16 protein-coding genes are annotated in these 20,772 nt (G+C 69.4%); 8 read left to right on the top strand and 8 right to left on the bottom strand.

The window, feature by feature from the left end; all coding sequences use genetic code 11:
- Positions 1-12: 12 nt before the first annotated feature.
- From KU887_RS22705 to KU887_RS22695, 3 genes are read right to left on the bottom strand one after another with little or no spacing between them, the layout of a single operon-like run.
- Entirely contained in the window at positions 13-918 is a 906-nt protein-coding gene (locus KU887_RS22705) for a metal-dependent hydrolase (protein ID WP_012493501.1), read from the bottom strand.
- A 29-nt stretch (positions 919-947) separates the two neighbouring features.
- Complete coding sequence (locus tag KU887_RS22700; protein ID WP_080322437.1) at positions 948-2,735, bottom strand: SDR family oxidoreductase; 1,788 nt, start codon at positions 2,733-2,735, stop codon at positions 948-950.
- Positions 2,736-2,775: 40 nt separating this feature from the next.
- Complete coding sequence (locus KU887_RS22695) at positions 2,776-3,675, bottom strand: M24 family metallopeptidase (RefSeq protein ID WP_006486262.1); 900 nt, start codon at positions 3,673-3,675, stop codon at positions 2,776-2,778.
- Positions 3,676-4,185: 510 nt separating this feature from the next.
- On the opposite strand from KU887_RS22695, the gene KU887_RS22690 reads away from it, so the two are divergent.
- Positions 4,186-5,463, top strand: a complete 1,278-nt coding sequence (locus KU887_RS22690) for a haloacid dehalogenase-like hydrolase (RefSeq protein WP_258258218.1) — start codon at positions 4,186-4,188, stop codon at positions 5,461-5,463.
- 96 nt (positions 5,464-5,559) lie between these two features.
- Here KU887_RS22690 and KU887_RS22685 read toward each other — a convergent pair whose 3' ends face one another.
- From KU887_RS22685 to KU887_RS22675, 3 genes are all read right to left on the bottom strand, one after another.
- A complete protein-coding gene (locus KU887_RS22685; RefSeq protein ID WP_006483242.1) occupies positions 5,560-6,333 on the bottom strand; it encodes a slipin family protein in 774 nt (257 codons plus the stop codon).
- The gene (locus tag KU887_RS22680; protein WP_258258217.1) at positions 6,330-7,880 is read right to left on the bottom strand and encodes a nodulation protein NfeD; all 1,551 of its coding nucleotides are present in this window, start codon (positions 7,878-7,880) and stop codon (positions 6,330-6,332) included. The genes KU887_RS22685 and KU887_RS22680 overlap by 4 nt, the downstream gene beginning before the upstream one ends.
- A 122-nt stretch (positions 7,881-8,002) precedes the next feature.
- The gene (locus KU887_RS22675; protein ID WP_006498836.1) at positions 8,003-9,037 is read right to left on the bottom strand and encodes an AraC family transcriptional regulator; all 1,035 of its coding nucleotides are present in this window, start codon (positions 9,035-9,037) and stop codon (positions 8,003-8,005) included.
- Between the two features lie 137 nt (positions 9,038-9,174).
- Here KU887_RS22675 and KU887_RS22670 point away from each other — a divergent pair, with 137 nt between their 5' ends.
- The 6 genes from KU887_RS22670 to KU887_RS22645 all read left to right on the top strand — a co-directional run bounded on the left by KU887_RS22670 (position 9,175) and on the right by KU887_RS22645 (position 16,671).
- A complete protein-coding gene (locus tag KU887_RS22670; protein WP_258258215.1) occupies positions 9,175-10,308 on the top strand; it encodes an acyl-CoA dehydrogenase family protein in 1,134 nt (377 codons plus the stop codon).
- 167 nt (positions 10,309-10,475) lie between these two features.
- Complete coding sequence (locus tag KU887_RS22665) at positions 10,476-12,182, top strand: AMP-binding protein (protein WP_062884902.1); 1,707 nt, start codon at positions 10,476-10,478, stop codon at positions 12,180-12,182.
- Between the two features lie 114 nt (positions 12,183-12,296).
- On the top strand, positions 12,297-13,826 hold the full coding sequence (locus KU887_RS22660; protein ID WP_058903406.1) for a CoA-acylating methylmalonate-semialdehyde dehydrogenase: 1,530 nt from the start codon (positions 12,297-12,299) through the stop codon (positions 13,824-13,826).
- 18 nt (positions 13,827-13,844) lie between these two features.
- On the top strand, positions 13,845-14,744 hold the full coding sequence (gene mmsB, locus KU887_RS22655) for a 3-hydroxyisobutyrate dehydrogenase (RefSeq protein WP_006480765.1): 900 nt from the start codon (positions 13,845-13,847) through the stop codon (positions 14,742-14,744).
- Positions 14,744-15,535, top strand: a complete 792-nt coding sequence (locus tag KU887_RS22650) for an enoyl-CoA hydratase (protein ID WP_258258210.1) — start codon at positions 14,744-14,746, stop codon at positions 15,533-15,535. The genes mmsB and KU887_RS22650 overlap by 1 nt, the downstream gene beginning before the upstream one ends.
- The gene (locus tag KU887_RS22645) at positions 15,532-16,671 is read left to right on the top strand and encodes an enoyl-CoA hydratase/isomerase family protein (RefSeq protein WP_212093348.1); all 1,140 of its coding nucleotides are present in this window, start codon (positions 15,532-15,534) and stop codon (positions 16,669-16,671) included. The genes KU887_RS22650 and KU887_RS22645 overlap by 4 nt, the downstream gene beginning before the upstream one ends.
- A gap of 66 nt (positions 16,672-16,737) precedes the next feature.
- Here KU887_RS22645 and KU887_RS22640 read toward each other — a convergent pair whose 3' ends face one another.
- Entirely contained in the window at positions 16,738-17,643 is a 906-nt protein-coding gene (locus KU887_RS22640) for a LysR family transcriptional regulator (protein ID WP_034202034.1), read from the bottom strand.
- 178 nt (positions 17,644-17,821) lie between these two features.
- Here KU887_RS22640 and KU887_RS22635 point away from each other — a divergent pair, with 178 nt between their 5' ends.
- On the top strand, positions 17,822-19,360 hold the full coding sequence (locus KU887_RS22635) for an MFS transporter (RefSeq protein WP_043206095.1): 1,539 nt from the start codon (positions 17,822-17,824) through the stop codon (positions 19,358-19,360).
- Positions 19,361-19,390: 30 nt separating this feature from the next.
- Here the strand turns inward: KU887_RS22635 and KU887_RS22630 are convergent, their stop codons facing one another.
- On the bottom strand, positions 19,391-20,770 hold the full coding sequence (locus KU887_RS22630; RefSeq protein ID WP_077021269.1) for an efflux transporter outer membrane subunit: 1,380 nt from the start codon (positions 20,768-20,770) through the stop codon (positions 19,391-19,393).
- Positions 20,771-20,772: the final 2 nt, after the last annotated feature.

The following is a 20,772-nucleotide window of genomic DNA, read 5'->3' as shown; positions in this document are numbered from 1 at the left end:
CCGAAAACCCGGTCACGCGCCTTTCGTCGTGCCCCAGTTGCCGCCGTGCGCGGCCGCCTGCGCGGCCGGCGAGCGGGCGAGGTACGCGAGCGCCTGCTCGGTCGAACCTTCGTGATGCGGCGTATAGCCCGGCTTGAAATAGCGCAGCGCCGCGCCGATCACCTTCCAGAACGACGGCAGGTGCCCGCGCCGCGAACCCTGCCACCACGCGAGCACGAAGCCCGGGTAGCGGCCGGCGTCCGGATCGCGCCGGTACATGAATTTCGCGCCGGTCGTGATGTAGTAGAGCAGCAGCAGGATCACGAACGCCATGTGCACGCACCGCTCCGGATAGGTGCCGCCCATATGCCGGTAGATGTCGAACGCGACGGTGCGGTGCTCGACTTCCTCGGCGCCGTGCCAGCGCAGCAGGTCGACCATCGTCGGGTCGGCGCGGCCTTCGTCGAGTCCGTGCGCGTTGAGCACCCAGTTGCCGAGATAGCCGAAGAAATGCTCGAGCGACGCGATCACGGCCAGTTGCTGCCGCAGCCAGAAGCGCGTATGGCCGATCTTCAGCCCGAACGGGGCTTCGCCCAGCACGCGCGTGAACAAACGGTTGAGCTTCTGCGTGAACGGCTTCGTGTCGATGCCGTGGCGGTCGTAGTAGTGCTTCAGCACGCCGCCGTGCGAGCGCGAATGCACGGCTTCCTGCCGCAGGAAGCCTTCGGCTTCGTCGCGCAGGCGTGCATCGGTGATCAGCGGCAGCGCCTTGTTGTACACGCGGCAGAACCACAGCTCGCCTTCCGGGAACAGCAGGTTCAGCGTGTTGATGATGTGCGTGCTGCCCGGATCGTTCGGCACCCACGTGACCGGCGTGTCGCTGAAGTCGAACTTCACGTGCCGGGCCTTGATCTTGTGATAGTCGGCGGTATCGGTCATGTTGTCTCCCTGTGCGGCGTCGTGCGCCGTCAATGCGATGCCATGCTGACGCGGGCGATCATCCGGCCGAGCCACGGCATGAAGCGGCCGACGAAGCGCAGCGCGTGCGCTTCGCCGCCGACCGCGACGACGGGGCGGTTGCGCAGCACGCCGTCGACCATCGCCTGCGCGACGGTTTCCGGTTTCAGGCCGCGCATCTGGTACAGCTTCGTCGCGCGCTTGCGCAGCCGCGCTTCGTCCTGCGCGTTGGCGCCCGCATAGTGCGTCGACGCCATGATTCCCGTCTCCGCGAAACCGGGGCACACGGCCGTCACGCCGATGCCTTTCTCCGCAAGTTCCGCGCGCATGCATTCGCTGAGCATCAGCACCGCGGCCTTGGTCGTCGCATAGGCGGGCAGGTCCCGCGACGGGCCGAATGCGGCTGCCGATGCGGTATTGACGATATGCCCGCCGGTGCCGCGCGCGGCCATCTGCTGCGCGAACAGCCGCGAGCCGTGGATCACGCCCCACAGGTTCACGTGCAGGATCCGCTCCCAGTGCCGCGCGCTCGTGTCGAGGATGCCGCCGGCCATGCCGATGCCCGCGTTGTTGATCACGACGTCCGCGCCGCCGAGTTCGCTGCCGACCCAGGCCGCGAGCGCTTCCATCTCGTCGGCGGACCCGACGTCGACGCGTTTCGCGTGGGCCTGCGCGCCGGTCAGCCCGATCAGCAGCGCGGTGCGCTCGGCGCTCGCGAGATCGATGTCGCATGCGACGACGGTCGCGCCCTCGCGTGCGAAGGCCAGCGCCGCGCAGCGGCCGATGCCGCTGCCCGCGCCGGTGACGACCGCGACCTTGCCGCTGAAGCGCCCGCTGGTGGCGCGGCGGCGCGCGTTCGCGAGCGCGGGCGGTTCGTTGCCGGATTCGACCGCGTCGATCAATTGCCCGGCGAGATCCGCGAAGCGCGCGGGATCGGCGAGCGGCAGCCAGTGACCGGCCGCGACTTCGCGGCGGTAGTACTGCGGCACCCAGCGCGACAGGTTTTCGGACAGCGCGGGGCTCACGTACTTGTCGCCGAGCGGCACGATCGTCTGCACCGGTGCGTGTGCGTAGCGTTCGCGCGGCGCGAACAGGCAGCGGATGAAGTTCGCGCGATACAGGCGCACGCCGCGCGCGCCGTCGTCGGCCTGCGTCGGGCGCGGCGCGGCGGGCGTTTTCTCGAGCCGGCGCAGCAGGCCCGGCCACGCGCGGCCGAGCCACAGCCGCCAGCCGAGTTCGGGGAGGAACGGCAGGTGGAACAGGTACACGTACCACGAGCGCATGAGCTGGCCGCCGAGCTTGGCGAGCGACGCGGGCGTCGGCCGCAGCACGCGTTCGCGCAGCCAGAAGCCGACGTGGTCGAGGCACGGCCCCGAGCACGACGTGTACGACGCGATGCGACCGGCCAGGCGCGGATCGGTGACGAATTCCCAGCCCTGGATCGAGCCCCAGTCGTGTGCGACGAGGTGCACGGCGCGGCCGGGGCAGAGCGCATCGATCACCGCGACGAAATCGTCGGTCAGCTTCGCGAGATGGTAGTCGGCCGTGCGCGTCGGCACGCCGGACAGGCCCGCGCCGCGCACGTCGTACGCGATCACGTAGTGCCGGCGCGCGAGCAGCGGCGCGACGTGCTGCCAGACGCTGCTGTCGTCGGGATAACCGTGCACCAGCACGACCGGCGAGCGGGCCGGGTCGCCCCAGGTCCGGACCGCGAGCGTCAGGTCGCCGGAGGCGACCGCCGTTTCGTTGTGAACCGATTCGAACAGGGCCAGCGGCGCTTCGTCGGAAAGAGGCTGCATCGTGAGTCCGTCGTTCAGGGAGTCGTGAGGAAGGGGCGCGTCAGGCGGCGGCCGGCACGGTCGACGCCGCCTGCGCGCGTCCGGCCTGGCGGCGCTGCCAGCGGCGCACGTGCGGCAGGTCCTCGTCGAGCCAGTACGCGTCGTCGTCGGTGATCACCAGCAGTTCCTCGAATTTCGCGCCGACGCCGGCGAAGCCGAGATGCGGCTCGACGGCCCACAGGCCCGGCACGGGCGCATGCTCGGAGCGGCGGTCGATCGACCACAGCGGCGACCAGCCTTGCTGCTTCGCCGCGCGGCCCTGGTCGAGCAGCAGGTTGCGCGTCGCGTTCAGCCCGAAGCGCGCGACGAAGCGCGGCTTCGACAGCTTGTGGATCTTCGCGACGCGATGCGCGAGCACCTTGAACGGATAGGCCTTGTGGCGCGGCTCGACGCCCTGGCGGCGGCACAGCGCGTCGACTTCCTGCGCGACTTCCGCCATCGACCGGCGCTCCTTCACGAGCCGCACGATCATGTCGCGATGGTCCATCAGGTCGTCCTGCAACTGCTCGAGGATCGGGTTGTGGCCCAGGCAGTGCGCGTAGCCGACGTCGGCGACGATGCCGTCGAGCACCGGTGCGACGTCGAGGATCACCGGCATGTCGGTTTCGAGTTGCCGGTTGCTCGGAAAGAACGCGAGATTGAAGCCGCCCATGTGCTTGAGGCCCGAGAAGCCTTCGAACGCGGTGCGGTCGCCGAACCACGCGAACGGCTTGTGCAGCCAGTCGTGCACGCCGTTGTCCTGCAGCCATTCGGTCAGGAGGCGCGCGGCTTCCTTCTCGGTGATGCCGGGGTAGAGCATCGCGCCGACGGTTTCGACGCAGCGGTACGCCAGTTGCTGGACCGCGCGGAATTGCGGCAGCTCGTCGAGGTGGACTTCCGGCAGCGGATGGTGGTCGGCCATGATGCGTCTCCATGTGTCGGCCCGCGTTCGCGTCTCGGCGCAACGCGGGTCCTGGGCAAGGCTGGGGTGCTGATCCGGAATGCATCCGCCGGCGTCCATCGCCGCACGGTTTATTCAGTCAGCATTTAATGTGTCATTGGGTAATGTAATGATCATAGCCGGTTCGACGTCGCGCGCCAGCCCCCCGGAGATGAGGGCTTCTCCTAATGAAAGGCCGAAATGGAGGGGAAGCTCTAGATTTCAGGCGAGCGGGGCCGGATGGTCATTGCTTGTTCATGCTTGCCGAACGGGGAAGTCGGTCGTGGCACCCATGCAAGGCTTCCGCACGGCCCGGCATGTCGCGCCGGATCAACTCGCCGTCGTGTCGCGGCGGGACGCTGTCAAATTGCCGAAATAATTTCGTCACATCATCCGCCCCGATTCGAAGCCTTTGCGGCTTCGCGAGGCCGGTGTGTCGCGCGTCGCGCGGGGCCGCGACCGAGGCCGATTCGGCATATCAACGGAGAGACCATGCAACGCCGCCAGTTCATGAACACCCTTGCCGCGGCGACCGCTGCGACGCCGCTGATGCTCAAGGCCGGCCTCGCCGGCGCGAAGAGCGCCACCGCGCCGGACGCGCTGGACCTCGGCCGCTGGTCGCCGTTCAACGCCGCGCGCCTGCAGGCGGTGCTCGACCAGCATGGCGTCGCGAGCGCCCGCTACGACGGAAAGCGCCGCCCGTACGCGGTGTTCGACTGGGACAACACGTGCATCATGAACGACTGCGAAGAGGCGTTGCTGATGTACCAGATCAACCATCTGCAGTACAAGCTGACGCCGGACGAATTCGTCGCCGTGATGTGGAAGGACGTGCCGAAGGGCGCGTTCATGAAGGACTACACGACCGTCGACGGCAAGCCGGTGACGATGGAGGACCTCGCGGCCGACGTCGAATCCGACTACCGCTGGCTCCATGCGAACTACCAGGGCCTCGGCGGCGACAAGAGCCTCGACGAGATTCGCGAGACCGATCAGTTCAAGGATTTCCGCGCGAAGCTGTACTTCATGTACGACGCGATCTGCGACACGCATCCGCTCGAAGTCGGCTACAAGTGGATCATCTACTTCTACCAGAACATGACGACCGCCGAGCTGCAGGCGATGGCGCAAGCGTCGAACAACTACGGGATCGGCGACGCGCTGCGCAAGGTCCGCTACGAAAGCCCCAAGGCGCTGCCGGGCAAGGCCGGCGTGGTGGCCGATACGCATTTCCACGGCATCCGCATTCACGAGGAAATCCGCGCGGTGATGCACACGCTGCGGGCGAACGGCATCGACGTGTACGTGAGCACCGCGTCGCTCGACGACGTCGTGCGCGTGTTCGCCGGCAATCCGAACTATGGCTACGGCGTGCCGCCGGAGAACGTGATCGGCCTGCGGCTGGACATGCAGGACGGCAAGTACACGAGCACCTATCCGGCCGGCTGGCATTTCAACTGGGGGCCCGGCAAGACGGTGGGCATCCGCAACGTGCTCGCGTCGAAGAAGGGCTACGGCCCGCTGCTGGTGTTCGGCGACAGCGACGGCGACGCGTGGATGCTGCGCGATTTCAAGGACACCGCGGCCGGCGTGATCGTCAACCGGATGAAGAAGGGCGAGATCGGCGCGGACAGCAAGCTCGCGGCAGAGCAGATCGGCAACCCGGACGCGCGCTTCCTGCTGCAGGGCCGCGACGAGCACACGGGCCTGATGATCCCGGACGAGAAGTCGATCAAGTACGGCAAGGCCGAGCGCAAGCTGCTGGCCTGACGCGGGCGGGCCGCTGGGCCGCCGGGCGCTGGCCGCCGCGGCTCCCGCGCCCATCGGCATCGGCCCGCGGCGTCGTGCGGCCGGCGCATGCGCGTCTCAACGCTCGCGCGGCGGGCCCAGCCGATCCAGCAACGCCCCCAGCAGATCGACCGGCAACGGAAACACGATCGTCGAATTCTTGTCCGCCGCGATCGTCGTCAGCGTCTGCAGGTAGCGCAACTGCATCGCCTGCGGCTGCAGCGCGAGCCGCTGCGCGGCCTGCAGCAGCTTCTCCGACGCCTGAAGCTCGCCTTCCGCATGAATCACCTTCGCGCGCCGTTCGCGTTCGGCTTCGGCCTGCCGCGCGATCGCGCGGATCATCGTCTCGTTCAGGTCGACGTGCTTGATCTCGACCGTTGACACCTTGATCCCCCACGCATCGGTCTGCGCATCGAGCGTCTTCTGGATGTCTGCGTTCAATTGCTCGCGCTCGGCGAGCAGCGCGTCGAGTTCGTGCTTGCCGAGCACCGCGCGCAGCGTCGTCTGCGCGAGCTGGCTGGTCGCCTCGAAGAAGCGCGCGACCTGGATCACGGCCTTCTCCGGATCGACGACGCGGAAATACACGACCGCATTGACCTTCACCGACACGTTGTCGCGCGTGATCACGTCCTGCGCCGGCACGTCGAACACGACGGTGCGCAGGTCGATCCGCACGACCTGCTGGACGATCGGGATGATCAGCACGAGCCCCGGCCCCTTCACTTTCCAGAACCGGCCGAGCATGAACACGACACCGCGCTCGTACTCGCGAAAGATGCGGATCGACGATGCGACGAGGACCACGACGAAGACGACCAGGACGCTGCTGAAGCCGAACGTGTAACCGATCATGAAGGTTCTCCCTGGGGATGGGCGGGGGCGGGCACGTCGTAGAGCGGCGCGACCGTCAGCGTCAGCCCGTGGCGGCCGGTGACGCGCACGCGGCAGCCGGCGGCCAGCGGCGTGCTGCTCGCCACGCGCCAACGCTCGCCGTGCACGCGCGCCCAGCCGGCGGCCGACGGCGCGGCGTCGGTCGCGCCATGCGGCTGGTCCGGCTGCAGGCCGTCGTCGAGCACTTCGCCGATGCTGCCGAGCATCGCCTCGGCGCCCGTCACGACCGGGCGGCGCCGCGCGCGCAGCGCGACGCTCGACACGCCCGCGACGAGCAGCGCGCCGCCGAGCGCCAGGCTCGCGATCACGGGCCACGGAATCCCGTAGCCGGGCACGTCGGTGTCGATCAGCATCAGCGCGCCGATCGTGAACGCGACGATCCCGCCGAACCCGAGCACGCCGAAGGTCGGCAGGAACGCCTCCGCGACGAGGCAGCCGAGCCCGAGCAGCACGAGGCCGAGGCCCGCATAGCTGATCGGCAGCAACTGCATCGCGAACAGTCCGACCAGCAGGCAGATCGTGCCGGCGACGCCCGGCAGCACGAAACCGGGGTTCGCGAATTCGAAGAAGAGGCCGTAGATGCCGATCGTCAGCAGGATCAGCGCGACGTTCGGATCGGCGATGATCGCGAGGAACCGGCTGCGCCAGTCGGGCGCGAGCACGACGAGCGGCGCGTGCGCGGTCGCGAGATGCAGCGTGCCGGCAGTCGTCGTCACCGTGCGGCCGTCGAGCTGGCGCGCGAGGTCGGCCGGGTCCGGCGCGATCACGTCGACGACGTGCTGCGCGCGCGCTTCGTTCGCCGACAGGCTCACGGCCTCGCGCACCGCGCGCTCGGCCCATTCGACATTGCGTCCGCGCAATTGCGCGAGGCCGCGGATGTATGCGGAAGCGTCCTGGATCGCCTTGCGGATCTCGGTCGATTGCGTATCGGTCGGCAGCACGGCAGCCGCGTCCGACACGCCAGACGCACCCGATGCACCGGTCGGTCGCGGCGCGGCGGGATTCGCGCCTGGCGGCGCCGCGCCGCCGATGCCGAACTGCACGGGCGACGCCGCGCCGAGGTTGGTGCCGGGCGCCATCGCCGCGAAGTGGCTCGCATAGACGATGTAGGTGCCCGCGCTCGCCGCCCGCGCGCCGCCCGGCGCGACGAAGGCGGCGACCGGCACCGGCGAGCGGAGGACGGCCTTGATGATCTGCCGCATCGACGTATCGAGGCCGCCGGGCGTGTCGAGCTGAAAGATCGCGAGCGGCGCATGCTCGCGGGCCGCGCGGTCGAGCGAACGCACGATGAAATCGGCGCTGGCCGGGCCGATCGCGCCGTTGACGGGAATCACGACGACCGGATGCGCGGCGGGCGCGTCGGCCGATGGCGGCGCGGCGAGCGCGGCGCACACGACGAGCAGCGCCGCGAACAGCGCGGCGCGCGCGACCCGCGCGGACAGCGGGTGACGGGGGCGGCCGTCGGGCGCGGCAGGCGCCGGCGGCGGGCCATGACGGTGAAAGCGCATCGGGACGTCCGGGCGGCGCACGGCCGCGTGCCGTCCGGCTGGCGGAAAGGGCGTAGGCCCGATGCTTGAAGATTAGGCGGTTTCGGCGCAAAGCGCGAAGGCGAGGCGGGCCGGCCGCGCCTTCAGCCGGCGCCGCCGCCGCGCGCGAGCGCTTCTTCCCGAAACTCGGCCGGGCTGCGCCCGCTCCATTTGCGGAACGCGCGGTAGAACGCGCTCGGTTCCGCGAAACCGGTCGCGGCCGCGACGTCGGCGATCGTGCGGGCGGGGTCGGCCAGCGCCTCGAACGCGAGATCGCGCCGCAGCGTGTCCTTGATCGACTGGTACGCGTGGCCTTCCTGATGCAGCTTGCGGCGCAGCGTGGCCTCGGCCACGTGCAGCCGCGCGGCCATCCCGCCCGCGCCCGGCCACGCGGCGGGCGGCATCCCGCGCAGCACCGCGCGCACGCGCTGCGCGAGCGCGTTCGGGTTGCGGTACTTGACGATGAAGCTGGCCGGCGCGTTGCGCAGAAACGTTTTCAGCGTCTTCGCATTCTGCACGACCGGCAGCGTCGCGAATTCGGGATCGAAATCGACATACGACTCGGGCTCGTTGAAGCGCATGTCGTCGCAGAACATCGACGGGTATTCGTGATCGGCCGGTGGCGTGTCGCAGCGGAAGCTCGCATGCAGCAGCGGAATGCGCCGCCCGATCAGCCAGCAGGTGAGGCCGTACACGATGATGAAATAGGTCGCGTACGTGAACATCGCGGGCGTCGCGCCGTTGTTGCGGTGCACGAAACGCAGCCGCACGCGCTGCGGGTTCGCGTCGAGCTCCGCGTGGAGGTCGTCGAGCACGCAGTGCATGAAGTTCACCGCGCGCGCCATCGCGTGCAGCCCGTCGCGCGCCGACAGCGCGGCCTGGCTCATCGCGATGAAGCTGCCGCTGCGCATCGGGTGGCGATCCTGCCCGAAAAACTCGTCGTCGAGCGTGCGCGCGATCGCGTTCCACAGCGCGCCGTATTGCTGCGCGGACACGCGTGCGCGCGGCTGCCCGAGCAGCGCGGGCGCGATGCCGGCCTGCGCGAGCAGCGGCTCGGCCGCGACGCCGCGCCGCGTGGCCAGCGCGACGCTGTACGCGACGAGGCTGATCGCGACGGTTCCCTTGTCTTCCTGCTTCATCGGTGTCGCCGGTGTGGCAAAAACGCTCAGTGTAAATGAGCGACGCGAGCATCGAACAGTCGCGCGTGCTTGCCTACACTTGTTGCATCGAAACGCAAGGACGGTCGCGCCCGGCGGCCGCGGGAGACAGCAGCACCATGGACGAGCTTTACACCGAAGACCAGCGGATGATCCGCGATGCGGCGCGCGCTTTTGCCACCGAGATGCTGGCGCCGAACGCCGCGCAGTGGGACCACGACGCGCACCTGCCCGACGCGATCGTCGCGCAGCTCGGCGAGCTCGGCCTGCTCGGGATGATCGTGCCGCAGGAGCTGGGCGGCTCGTATACGGACTACGTGGCCTATGCGCTGGCGATGGAGGAAGTGGCGGCCGGCGACGCCGCGTGCGCGACGATGATGAGCGTGCACAACTCGGTCGGCTGCGGGCCGATCCTCGGCTTCGGCACGCCCGCGCAGAAGGAGCGCTGGCTGGCCGACATGGCGGCCGGTCGCGTGATCGGCGCGTTCTGCCTGACCGAGCCGCATGCCGGTTCCGAAGCGAACAACCTGCGCACGCGGGCCGAGCTGCGCGACGGCCAATGGGTGCTGAACGGCGCGAAGCAGTTCGTGACCAACGGCCAGCGCGCCGGCGTCGCGATCGTTTTTGCCATGACCGACCCGGAAGCCGGCAAGCGCGGCATTTCCGCGTTCCTGGTGCCGACCGACACGCCGGGCTTCATCGTCGGCAAGCCCGAGAAGAAGATGGGCATCCGCGCGTCGGATACGTGCCCGATCACGTTCGAGAACTGCGCGATTCCGGAAGACAACCTGCTCGGCAATCGCGGCGAAGGGCTGAAGATCGCGCTGTCGAACCTCGAAGGCGGCCGCATCGGCATCGCCGCGCAGGCGCTCGGCATCGCGCGCGCCGCGTTCGACAAGGCGCGCCGCTATGCGGGCGAGCGCGTGCAGTTCGGCAAGCCGATCGCCGAGCATCAGGCGATCCAGCAGAAGCTCGCCGACATGGCCGTGCAGATCAACGCCGCGCGCCTGCTCGTGCATCACGCGGCGAAGCTGCGCACGGCCGGGCTGCCGTGCCTGTCGGAAGCGTCGCAGGCGAAGCTGTTCGCGTCCGAGATGGCCGAGCGCGTGTGTTCGGATGCGATCCAGATTCACGGCGGCTACGGCTACCTGGTCGATTACGAAGTCGAGCGTCACTATCGCGACGCGCGCATCACGCAGATTTACGAAGGCACCAGCGAAGTGCAACGGATGGTGATCGCGCGGCAGCTTTGAGCCGCGACGGTCGCACCGGGACGACAGCATCACGCAGGGCACGAGGGCAGCGCGGTGAACGCGGCACGCAACGACGTGACCGTGCGCCGTGCAACACGGAACCGGGCATGTGCTGCAGCACCTGCACCGGTTGAGCGCTGGGCATGGAGACTGGACGGAGACGACACATGACGGTACAGGCATTCCTGGACGCACGCGACTTTCTGCTGCGCCATCGCACCGACTACGACACCGCATACCGCGATTTCGAATGGCCGGTGCTCGATGCGTTCAACTGGGCGCTCGACTACTTCGACCCGATGGCGCGCGGCAACGACCAGCCCGCGCTGTGGATCGTCGACGCGGCGACCGGCACGGGCGATCCGTATTCGTTCGCGCAGATGTCCGAGCGTTCGTCGCGGATCGCGAACTGGCTGCGCGCGATCGGCGTCGTGCGCGGCGACCGCATCCTGCTGATGCTGCCGAACCGGGTCGAGCTGTGGGACGCGATGCTGGCCGCGATGAAGCTCGGCGCGATCGTGCTGCCCGCCACCACGCAACTGTCGCCCGACGACGTGCGCGACCGCGTGCAGATCGGCGGCGCGAAATACGCGATCGTCGACGAGAACGAAGCCGCGAAATTCGAACAGCCCGATCTCGGCCTCGCGCAGAAGATCGTCGCCGGCGCGCCGCGCGCGGGCTGGCTCGCGATGAACGACGGCTATGCGGCGAGCGCTGCGTTCGAGCCGGACGCCGTCACGCACGCGAACGATCCGATGCTGCTGTACTTCACGTCCGGCACGACGTCGAAGCCGAAGCTCGTCGAGCACACGCACCGCACCTATCCGGTCGGCCATCTGTCGACGATGTACTGGGTCGGCCTGCAGCCGGGCGACATCCACTGGAACATCAGCTCCCCGGGCTGGGCGAAGCACGCGTGGAGCTGCTTCTTCGCGCCGTGGAATGCGCAGGCGTGCGTGTTCGCGTTCAACTATGCGCGCTTCGAGCCGAAGGTCGTGCTCGATGCGCTCGTCAAGTATCGCGTGACGACGCTGTGCGCGCCGCCGACCGTGTGGCGCATGCTCGTGCAGCAGCCGCTCGCGTCGTTCGACGTGAAGCTGCGCGAGATCGTCGGCGCGGGCGAGCCGCTGAATCCCGAGATCATCGAGCGCGTGAAGAAGGCGTGGAACATCTCGATTCGCGACGGCTACGGCCAGACCGAGACGACCTGCCTGATCGGCAACTCGCCGGGCCAGCCGGTGGTCGCGGGCTCGATGGGCCGGCCGCTGCCCGGCTACCGGATCGCGCTGCTCGACCCGGACGGCGCGCCGGTGACCGAAGGCGAGGTCGCGCTGCCGATCGGTGGCGACGTCACGCGTCCGGTCGGGCTGATGAAGGGCTACGCGAACAATCCGGACGCGACGGCCCACGCGATGCGCGACGGCCACTACCGCACGTCGGACATCGCGATGCGTCGCGACGACGGCTACTACGTGTACATCGGCCGCGCGGACGACGTGTTCAAGTCGTCCGACTACCGGCTGAGCCCGTTCGAACTGGAAAGCGTGCTGATCGAGCATCCGGCGATCGCGGAAGCGGCCGTCGTGCCGAGCCCGGACCCGGTGCGGCTGGCGGTGCCGAAGACCTTCATCACGCTGCGCCAGGGCTATGAAGAAAGCCCCGCGCTCGCGCTGGAGATCTTCCGTTTCTCGCGCGAGAAGCTCGCGCCGTACAAGCGCATCCGTCGCCTGCAATTCGCGGAACTGCCGAAGACGATCTCCGGGAAGATTCGCCGCGTCGAGCTGCGCCGCCGCGAGATCGAGCGCGGCGACGACGCGACCGAACGTATGCCCGGCGAGTACTGGGAAGAAGATTTCGCCGCCGAACTGAAATGACCGGCCGCGGGTCGAGCGCGCTGCTTTTTTCCGCGCGTCGCCCGCCGCCTCGCTGAACCGAACCGGCCGCGCGTCGCACGACGCGACGCGGCCCACTGCAAGGAGAGTGCTCTGATGAACGCGAATCCGACACCCCGCACGGGGCAAGACGTGCCGACGGTCAAGCTGCTGATCGACGGCGCCTTCGTCGAGTCCGCCACGAACGAGTGGCGCGACATCGTCAACCCGGCGACGCAGCAGGTGCTCGCACGCGTGCCGTTCGCGACCGTCGCGGAAGTCGACGCGGCCGTGCAGGCCGCGCACGCCGCGTATGCGACGTGGAAGAACACGCCGATCGCCGCGCGCATGCGCATCATGCTGAAGTTCCAGGATCTGGTGCGCGCGAACCAGCAGCGCATCGCGAAGACGCTGACGGCCGAGCAGGGCAAGACGATTCCCGATGCCGAAGGCGACATCTTCCGCGGCCTCGAAGTGGTCGAGCACGCATGCTCGATCGGCACGCTGCAGCTCGGCGAATTCGCGGAGAACGTCGCGGGCGGCGTCGACACCTACACGCTGCGCCAGCCGCTCGGCGTGTGCGCGGGCATCACGCCGTTCAATTTTCCCGCGATGATTCCGCTGTGGATGTTCCCGATGGCGATCGTGTGCGGCAACACGTTCGTGCTGAAGCCGTCCGAGCAGGACCCGATGTCGACGATGGAGCTCGTCGAGCTCGCGCTGGAAGCCGGCGTACCGAAAGGCGTGCTGAACGTCGTGCACGGCGGCAAGGAAGTCGTCGATGCGATCTGCACGCATCCGCTCGTGAAGGCGATCTCGTTCGTCGGCTCGACCGCCGTCGGCACGCACGTGTACAACCTCGGCAGCCAGCACGGCAAGCGCGTGCAGTCGATGATGGGCGCGAAGAACCACGCGATCGTGCTGCCCGACGCGAACCGCGAGCAGACGATCAACGCGCTCGTCGGCGCGGGCTTCGGCGCGGCCGGCCAGCGCTGCATGGCGACTTCCGTCGCGGTGCTGGTGGGCAACGCGCGCGAATGGCTGCCCGACATCGTCGCGAAGGCGAAGACGCTGAAGGTCAACGCGGGCTCGGAAGCGGGCACCGACGTCGGGCCGGTCGTGTCGCGCGGCGCGAAGGCGCGGATTCTGTCGCTGATCGACATGGGCATCAAGGAAGGCGCGAAGCTCGAACTCGACGGCCGCGACGTGAAGGTCGCCGGCTTCGAGGAAGGCAACTTCATCGGCCCGACGATCTTCTCCGGCGTGACGACCGACATGACGGTCTACACGCATGAAATCTTCGGACCGGTGCTGGTCGTGATGGAAGTCGACACGCTCGACGACGCGATCGCGCTGGTCAACGCGAACCCGATGGGCAACGGCGTGGGCATCTTCACGCAGAGCGGCGCGGCGGCACGCAAGTTCCAGAGCGAGATCGACGTCGGTCAGGTCGGCATCAACATCCCGATTCCGGTACCCGTGCCGTTCTTCAGCTTCACCGGTTCGCGCGGCTCGAAGCTCGGCGATCTCGGCCCGTACGGCAAGCAGGTCGTGCAGTTCTACACGCAGACCAAGACGGTCACCGCGCGCTGGTTCGACGACGACACGACGGCCGGCCCGGTGAATACGACGATCCGGCTGCACTGAGCGGCGGAGGACACCAACATGAAAATCGGATTTATCGGCCTCGGCCACATGGGCGCGCCGATGGCGCTGAACCTGCTGAAAGCCGGCCACGACGTGCACGCGTTCGACCTGAGCGCCGACGCGTTGCGCGCGCTGCAGGACGCCGGCGCGCAGGTGGCAGCTTCCCCGCGCGACGCGGCATCGGGCGCGACGTTCGTGATCACGATGCTGCCGGCCGCGCCGCACGTGCGCTCGGTGCTGTCCGGCGAGAACGGCGTGCTGGCCGGCCTCGGCGCGGGCGCGACCGTGATCGATTCGAGCACGATCGACCCGGCGAGCGCGCAGGCGTTCGGCGCGCTGGTGCGCGAGCACGGCGGCGCGTTCGTCGATGCGCCGGTGTCGGGCGGCACCGGCGGCGCGGCGGCCGGCACGCTGACCTTCATGGTCGGCGGCAGCGACGCGGATTTCGAGCGCGTGAAGCCGGTGCTCGCCGGCATGGGCAAGAACATCGTCCACTGCGGCGCGACCGGCATGGGGCAGGTCGCGAAGGTCTGCAACAACCTCGTGCTCGGCATCTCGATGGCGGCGGTGTCGGAGGCGATGTCGCTCGGCGTCGCGCTCGGCATCGACCCGAAGGTGCTGGCCGGCATCGTCAACACGTCGACCGGCCGCTGCTGGAGCTCGGACACCTACAACCCGTATCCGGGCGTGATCGAGACCGCGCCGTCGTCGCGCGGCTACTCGGGCGGCTTCGGCACCGACCTGATGCTGAAGGATCTCGGCCTCGCGAACGATGCGGCGAAGCAGGCGCGCCAGCCCGTCTATCTCGGCGCGCTCGCGCAGCAGCTGTACCAGACGATGAGCAGCCGCGGCGACGGCCAGCTCGATTTCTCGGCGGTGATCCGCCTGTATCAACCGGCCACGAAGAAGGACGCGTGATGATCGAACTCGACTACGTCGACGACGGCGCGATCGCGTGCGCGACGCTCAAGCGTCCGCCCGCGAACGCCTTTACCGCCGACGGGCTGCAGCAATTGCAGCAAACCGTCGCCGAACTGAATGCGAACCCGCGCGTGCGCGCGCTGGTGATCACCGGCGACGGTCCGAAGTTCTTCAGCGCGGGCGCCGATCTCAACACGTTCGCCGACGGCGATCGCGCGGTCGCGCGCACGATGGCGGCGCGCTTCGGCGCGGCTTTCGAGGCGCTGCACGACGCGCGCGTCGTGACGATCGCGGCGATCAACGGCTATGCGATGGGCGGTGGCCTCGAATGCGCGCTCGCATGCGACCTGCGGATCGCGGAGACGCATGCGCAGATGGCGCTGCCCGAACCGTCGGTCGGGCTGCTGCCGTGCGGGCTCGGCACGCAGACGCTGCCCTGGCTCGTCGGCGAGGGCTGGGCGAAGAAGATCATCCTGACCGGCGCGCGCGTCGACGCGGCGACCGCACTGCGGATCGGCCTCGTCGAGGACGTGGTGGACAGCGGCGCCGCGCGCGACGCGGCACTCGCGCTGGCACGCAACGTCGCGCGGCAAAGCCCGCATGCGCTGGCCTACAGCAAGGAGCTGATCGGCCTCGCCCGACGCGGCGTGCCGCGCGGCGCGGCGCTCGCGGTCGAACGCGAACGCTTCGTCGACCTGTTCGACACGGCCGATCCGCGCGAAGGCGTGGCGGCGTTCCTGGGCAAGCGCGCGCCGCAGTGGCGCACCGATGGAGAGCCGCAACGATGAGCACGCCGGTGACGAATCACGACACGTTCGCGCAACATGCGCCCGAGGTGCTGTTCCGCGTGGTGAACCGCGTGGCGCTGATCACGCTGAACCGGCCGGCCGCGCTCAACGCGCTGTCGTACGCGATGATCGGCGAGCTGACCGCGCTGTTCGAACGCTGCCGCCACGACGACCAGATCGTCGCGGTCGTGCTGCGCGGCGCGGGCGAGAAGGGCTTCTGCGCGGGCGGCGACGTACGCGAGCTGTACCGGATGGTCGCGCAGCGCGAGACCTGGCTGCCGTTCTTCGTCGACGAGTACCGGCTCGACTACGCGATCCACACGTTCCCGAAGCCGGTCGTCGCGCTGATGGACGGCGTGACGATGGGCGGCGGCATGGGCCTCGCGCAGGGCGCGGCGCTGCGCGTCGCGACCGAGCGCAGCAAGATCGCGATGCCGGAAACGCGCATCGGCCTCGTGCCCGACGTCGGCGCCACGCATTTCCTGTCGGGCATGCCGGCCGAACTCGAACTGTACGTCGGGTTGACCGGTGCGATGCTGTCGGGCGCCGACGCGCTGACCGCGAAGCTCGCGGACCTGTGCGTGCCGTCTGCGTGGCTCGACACGTTCGAGACGCGCATCGAAAGCGTCAAGTGGGACGGCGATGCGCTGCCGTTGCTGCGCAAGGTGTTCGAGCCGCCGTGCAACGTGGTGCCGCATGCGGCGCTCGACGGCCAGATGCCGTGGATCGTTCGCCACTTCGACAAGCGTTCGACCGTCGAGCGGATCGTCGCGACGCTCACGCAGGAGCTGGCGCGCGACGAGCTGGCGCGCGAGCACCGCCAGTGGCTGCAGGCGACGCTCGACGCGCTCGCGAGCCATTCGCCGACGATGCTCGCCGTGACGCGCGAGGCGCTGCTGCGCGGCCGGCAGATGACGCTCGCGGAATCGTTCCGGATGGAGCTCGGCATCGTCGCGCGCGCGATCGAGGAAGGCGACTTCTGCGAAGGCGTGCGCGCGCATCTCGTCGACAAGGATCGCAAGCCGCGCTGGGCGCCCGCATCGCTCGTCGAGCTGCGCGCCGAACGCGTGCGGCATTTCCTGACGTCGCCGTGGAAGCTGTTCGCGCATCCGCTCGCCGATCTCGGCGCGGCGTGATGCGATGAGCCGACGCGCCCGCGCGGCGCGTCGGTTGCCGCGTATTTCGTTGCGGTTCTTCCGCGCTCAGCGCTCGATCATCGGCGGCACCGCCTCCACGAGCGCATCGATCACGCAGCGCGTCTTGCGCGGCAGGTAGCGCGTCTTCGGCCAGATCGCATGAATGTCGCCTTCGCAGACGAAGCAGCGATCGAGCACGACCACCATCTCCCCGCGCTTCACGTAGTGATCGAGCAGCCAGCTCGGCAGCCACGCGATCCCGAACCCCGACGCACCGGCCGCCGCGATCGCCTGCACGTCGTCGAAACTGAGCTGGTGCGGCATGTCGATGTGGACGCTCGAGCCGTCCGGCGCACGCAGGTACCACGGTTGCACGACGCCCGAGCGTGAATACGCGATCGTGCGGTGGTTCTTCAGGTCGTCGAGCGATTGCGGGGTGCCGTAACGCGCGAGATACGATGGCGCCGCGCCGAGGCTCCCGTATTGCGTGCCGAGCCGCCGCACCGCGAGGCTCGTGCTGTCCGCGAGCGGGCCGATCCGCACCGCGAGATCGATGCCTTCCTCGACGAGATCGACGAAACGGTCGGTGATCGACACGTCGATCCGCAGGTGCGGGTAAGTGCGCGCGAGGTCGAGCACGATCGGCGTCACGCAGTGGTGCCCGAACGCGAGCGGCACGCTCAGCCGCAGCTTGCCGCGCGCCTCGTTGCGACCGCAGTCGAGATCGGCTTCCGCCGCTTCCAGTTCCGCCAGCGCGCGTACGCAGCGGTCGTAGTACGCCTGGCCGTCGTCGGTCAGGCTCTGGCTGCGCGTCGTGCGCTGCAGCAGCCGCGCGCCGAGCCGCTTTTCGAGCCGCGCGATCGCCTTGCCGACGGCCGAGCGCGTCATGTCGAGCCGTTCCGCGGCGAGCGCGAAGCTGCCGGATTCCACCACCTGGACGAAGGTCGTCACGCCATCGAGTCTGTCGGTCATAGCGGGTTGCGCGGATTGCGTCCTGTGATTCCCCAGTTCGTAGAAATGGATGCGTCAATGGGGAGGGAAATTCTCACTATAGTACCGATTCCCGCCCAGCGTGCGTCGCCGGCCGCGCGCGGCGAATCCTACTCACCTGGAGGCGCGCGGCCTGTCGCCGGGCCGCCGCGCAATACGCATGACGCTATCCGACTCCCGCAGGAATGCGGTCGCGCTCGCGGCCGTCTGTCTCACGTCGCTGATGTTCGGCCTCGAAATATCGAGCGTGCCGGTGATCCTGCCGACGCTCGAACACGTGCTGCACGGCGATTTCAACGGCATGCAGTGGATCATGAACGCGTACACGATCGCGTGTACGACGGTGCTGATGGCGGCCGGCACGCTCGCGGACCGGTTCGGCCGCAAGCGCGTGTACGTGATCGGCACCGTGCTGTTCGGCGCGACGTCGCTGCTGTGCGGGCTCGCGCCGAACGTGCCGGTGCTCGTCGCGGGCCGGCTGCTACAGGGCGCGAGCGGCGGCGCGATGCTGATCTGCCAGATCGCCGTGCTGTCGCACCAGTTCCGCGAAGGGCGCGAGCGCGGCCGCGCATTCGGGATCTGGGGGATCGTGTTCGGCATCGGGCTCGGCTTCGGGCCGATCGTCGGCGGCGCGATCGTCGCGCTGGCGAGCTGGCCGTGGGTGTTCCTCGTCCATGCGCCGCTCGCGGCCGTCGCGCTCGTGCTGATCGGCGGCGCGGTGCAGGAATCGCGCGATCCGCATGCGGGCGCGCTCGACGTCGCGGGTATCGTCACGCTGTCGCTCGCGGTGCTCGGTGTCGCCTTTTACATCACGCAAAGCGCCGAGCTCGGGCTGACGAGCGCGGCCGGCCTCGGCGTGCTCGGTGCGACCGTGGTCGCGGTGATCGGCTTCTTCATCGCGGAGCGCGCCAGCGCGCGGCCGATGTTCGACTTCTCGGTGTTCCGGATCCGCGCGTTCACCGGCGCGATCTTCGGCTCGATGGGGATGAACTTCAGCTTCTGGCCGTTCATGATCTACCTGCCGATCTGGTTCCAGGTCGCGCTCGGCTACGACAGCGTGACGGCCGGCCTTGCATTGCTCGCGTACACGCTGCCGACGCTGATCGCGCCGCCGTTCGGCGAACGGCTCGCGCTGCGCTACGGGCCCGGCGTCGTGATTCCGGCCGGGCTGTTCACGATCGCGGCCGGCTTCGTGCTGATGCGGCTCGGCAGCGCGGCCGATCACGCGAGCTGGCTGACGATGCTGCCGGGTTGCGTGATCGCCGGCATCGGGCTCGGGCTGACCAACACGCCCGTCACCAACACGACGACGGGCGCGGTGCCGAGTGCGCGGGCCGGGATGGCGTCGGGCATCGACATGAGCGCGCGGATGATCTCGCTCGCGCTGAACATCGCGGCGATGGGCTTCGTGCTGGTGGCGGGGATCGTCGCGAGCCTGAAGGGCGGGCCGGCCGGCGCAATCGGCGACGCGGCGCTGCGCCGGCTCGCGCAGGAAATCGCGGCGGGCCGCACCGACGGGCTGCAGGCGATCGCGCCGGCGCTCGCGCAGGCCGACCCGAGCGGCGCGGCGCTGCACGCGGCGCTCGTGCACGGGTTCGGCTGGGTGATGGTGTACGGCGCGGCAGGCGTGGCCTTGCTCGCAACGGCGAGCGCGGTGGCGTTCGCGCCGGCGCGGCGCGGGGCGGCCGTGTGCGAATGACGCGGCCGGCGTGCGGCGCGTGACGGCCGGTCAGGACGTCCCGCCGCCGAGCGCGCGGTAGAGCTTCATCTGGTTGTTGAGCCGGTTCAGGCGCGTCAGCTCGTCGGCGCTCTGCGCGCTCCTCAGCACCTGTTGCTGGTCGAGCCACGGCTGCACGGCGGTCGCGCCGGCCGCGAAGCGCGCGGCGGCCAGCCGTTCGGCACGCTGCGCCTGCGCGAGCGACAGCGCGCGCTGTTCGGCCTCGCGTTCGAGCTGCACGCGTGCCGACAGCGCATTCTCGACTTCCGCGAGCGCCGTGTAGAGCCGCTGGCGGAACCCGACGACCGCTTCCTCGTACTGCGACTTCGACACCTTGATCTGCAACTGCATCGTGTTCCACTGGATGAACGGCAGCGCGAGGCCGAGCCCGAGCGTGCCGACCGGGTTCGTCAGCACGCGCTCGAGGCTCGCGCTCGTCGTGCCGGCGCTGCCGGTCAGCGTGAAGGTCGGGTAGAAGCTCGTGCGCGTCGCGTCGACCTGCGCGAGCGATTCGCGCAGCCGGAATTCCGCCGCCCGCAGATCGGGGCGCCGGCCGAGCAGGCTCGCGGGCAGGCCGGCCGCCACGTCGGGCGGTGCGGCGTCCGGCAGTGCCGCCGGCTCGGCCGCCAGTTGCTGCGGCGGCCGGTCGAACAGGATCGCGAGCGCGTGGCGGTTCTCGGTGCGCTGCTGGATCAGTTGCGTCTGCGCCGCGCGTTGCGCGGCGAGGCTCTGTTCGGCCTGCGCGAGATCGAGCCCCGACACGGCGCCGGCCGCGTGCCGCGACCGGACGAGCGCGAGCGTGCGCACCGCATACGCGATGTTCGCGTCGCCGAGCGCGATCTGCCGGTTCAGATAGCCGATCTGCCAGTACAGCGCCGCGGTCGTGCCGATCAGCGACAGCCGCGCGGCTTCGAGATCGGCGGCCGTCGCGTCGGCTTCCCAGTGCGCGGCATCGCGCAGCGCGGCCAGCCGGCCCCACAGGTCGATTTCGTAGCTGAGCGAACCGTTGAGGCCGCTCGACTGGCTCGTCCGGTGCGTATCGAGCGTGCGCGACACGGCGCCGTTCGCGCCGAGCGTCACGTTGGGCGTCAGGTTCGTATCGACGAGCCCGGCCTGCAACTGCGCGCGATACACGCGGATCGCCGCGATCGCGAGGTCGTTGTTGGCGCGCAGCGCGTCGTCGATCAGCGCATCGAGTTGCGGATCGCCGAAGCTGCGCCACCAGTCGCGCGCGGCGGGCGGCGCGTCGGCCGTGACCGGCGCGGCCCAGTTCGCGGGCATCGCGACGGGCGGCAGCGGATCGTGGCGCGTACCCGCGCAGCCGGCGAGCAACGCGGCCGCGCAGGCGAATGCGCCGAGGTGGCGAAGCGGGGAGGAATGCGTGATGGTCATGT

It is taken from the genome of Burkholderia sp. EMB26 (assembly GCF_024730645.1).
Taxonomy (GTDB): domain Bacteria; phylum Pseudomonadota; class Gammaproteobacteria; order Burkholderiales; family Burkholderiaceae; genus Burkholderia; species Burkholderia cenocepacia.
Note: the sequence above shows the minus strand (reverse complement) of the source record. Positions and strands in the feature narration are given on the sequence as shown.

Excerpts from the sequence above, each read along its gene's own strand:
- KU887_RS22705 (WP_012493501.1), bottom strand. The coding sequence starts at position 918 with ATGACCGATACCGCCGACTATCACAAGATCAAGGCCCGGCACGTGAAG.
- KU887_RS22700 (WP_080322437.1), bottom strand. The coding sequence starts at position 2,735 with ATGCAGCCTCTTTCCGACGAAGCGCCGCTGGCCCTGTTCGAATCGGTT.
- KU887_RS22695 (WP_006486262.1), bottom strand. The coding sequence starts at position 3,675 with ATGGCCGACCACCATCCGCTGCCGGAAGTCCACCTCGACGAGCTGCCG.
- KU887_RS22690 (WP_258258218.1), top strand. The coding sequence starts at position 4,186 with ATGCAACGCCGCCAGTTCATGAACACCCTTGCCGCGGCGACCGCTGCG.
- KU887_RS22685 (WP_006483242.1), bottom strand. The coding sequence starts at position 6,333 with ATGATCGGTTACACGTTCGGCTTCAGCAGCGTCCTGGTCGTCTTCGTC.
- KU887_RS22680 (WP_258258217.1), bottom strand. The coding sequence starts at position 7,880 with ATGCGCTTTCACCGTCATGGCCCGCCGCCGGCGCCTGCCGCGCCCGAC.
- KU887_RS22675 (WP_006498836.1), bottom strand. The coding sequence starts at position 9,037 with ATGAAGCAGGAAGACAAGGGAACCGTCGCGATCAGCCTCGTCGCGTAC.
- KU887_RS22670 (WP_258258215.1), top strand. The coding sequence starts at position 9,175 with ATGGACGAGCTTTACACCGAAGACCAGCGGATGATCCGCGATGCGGCG.
- KU887_RS22665 (WP_062884902.1), top strand. The coding sequence starts at position 10,476 with ATGACGGTACAGGCATTCCTGGACGCACGCGACTTTCTGCTGCGCCAT.
- KU887_RS22660 (WP_058903406.1), top strand. The coding sequence starts at position 12,297 with ATGAACGCGAATCCGACACCCCGCACGGGGCAAGACGTGCCGACGGTC.
- mmsB (WP_006480765.1), top strand. The coding sequence starts at position 13,845 with ATGAAAATCGGATTTATCGGCCTCGGCCACATGGGCGCGCCGATGGCG.
- KU887_RS22650 (WP_258258210.1), top strand. The coding sequence starts at position 14,744 with ATGATCGAACTCGACTACGTCGACGACGGCGCGATCGCGTGCGCGACG.
- KU887_RS22645 (WP_212093348.1), top strand. The coding sequence starts at position 15,532 with ATGAGCACGCCGGTGACGAATCACGACACGTTCGCGCAACATGCGCCC.
- KU887_RS22640 (WP_034202034.1), bottom strand. The coding sequence starts at position 17,643 with ATGACCGACAGACTCGATGGCGTGACGACCTTCGTCCAGGTGGTGGAA.
- KU887_RS22635 (WP_043206095.1), top strand. The coding sequence starts at position 17,822 with ATGACGCTATCCGACTCCCGCAGGAATGCGGTCGCGCTCGCGGCCGTC.
- KU887_RS22630 (WP_077021269.1), bottom strand. The coding sequence starts at position 20,770 with ATGACCATCACGCATTCCTCCCCGCTTCGCCACCTCGGCGCATTCGCC.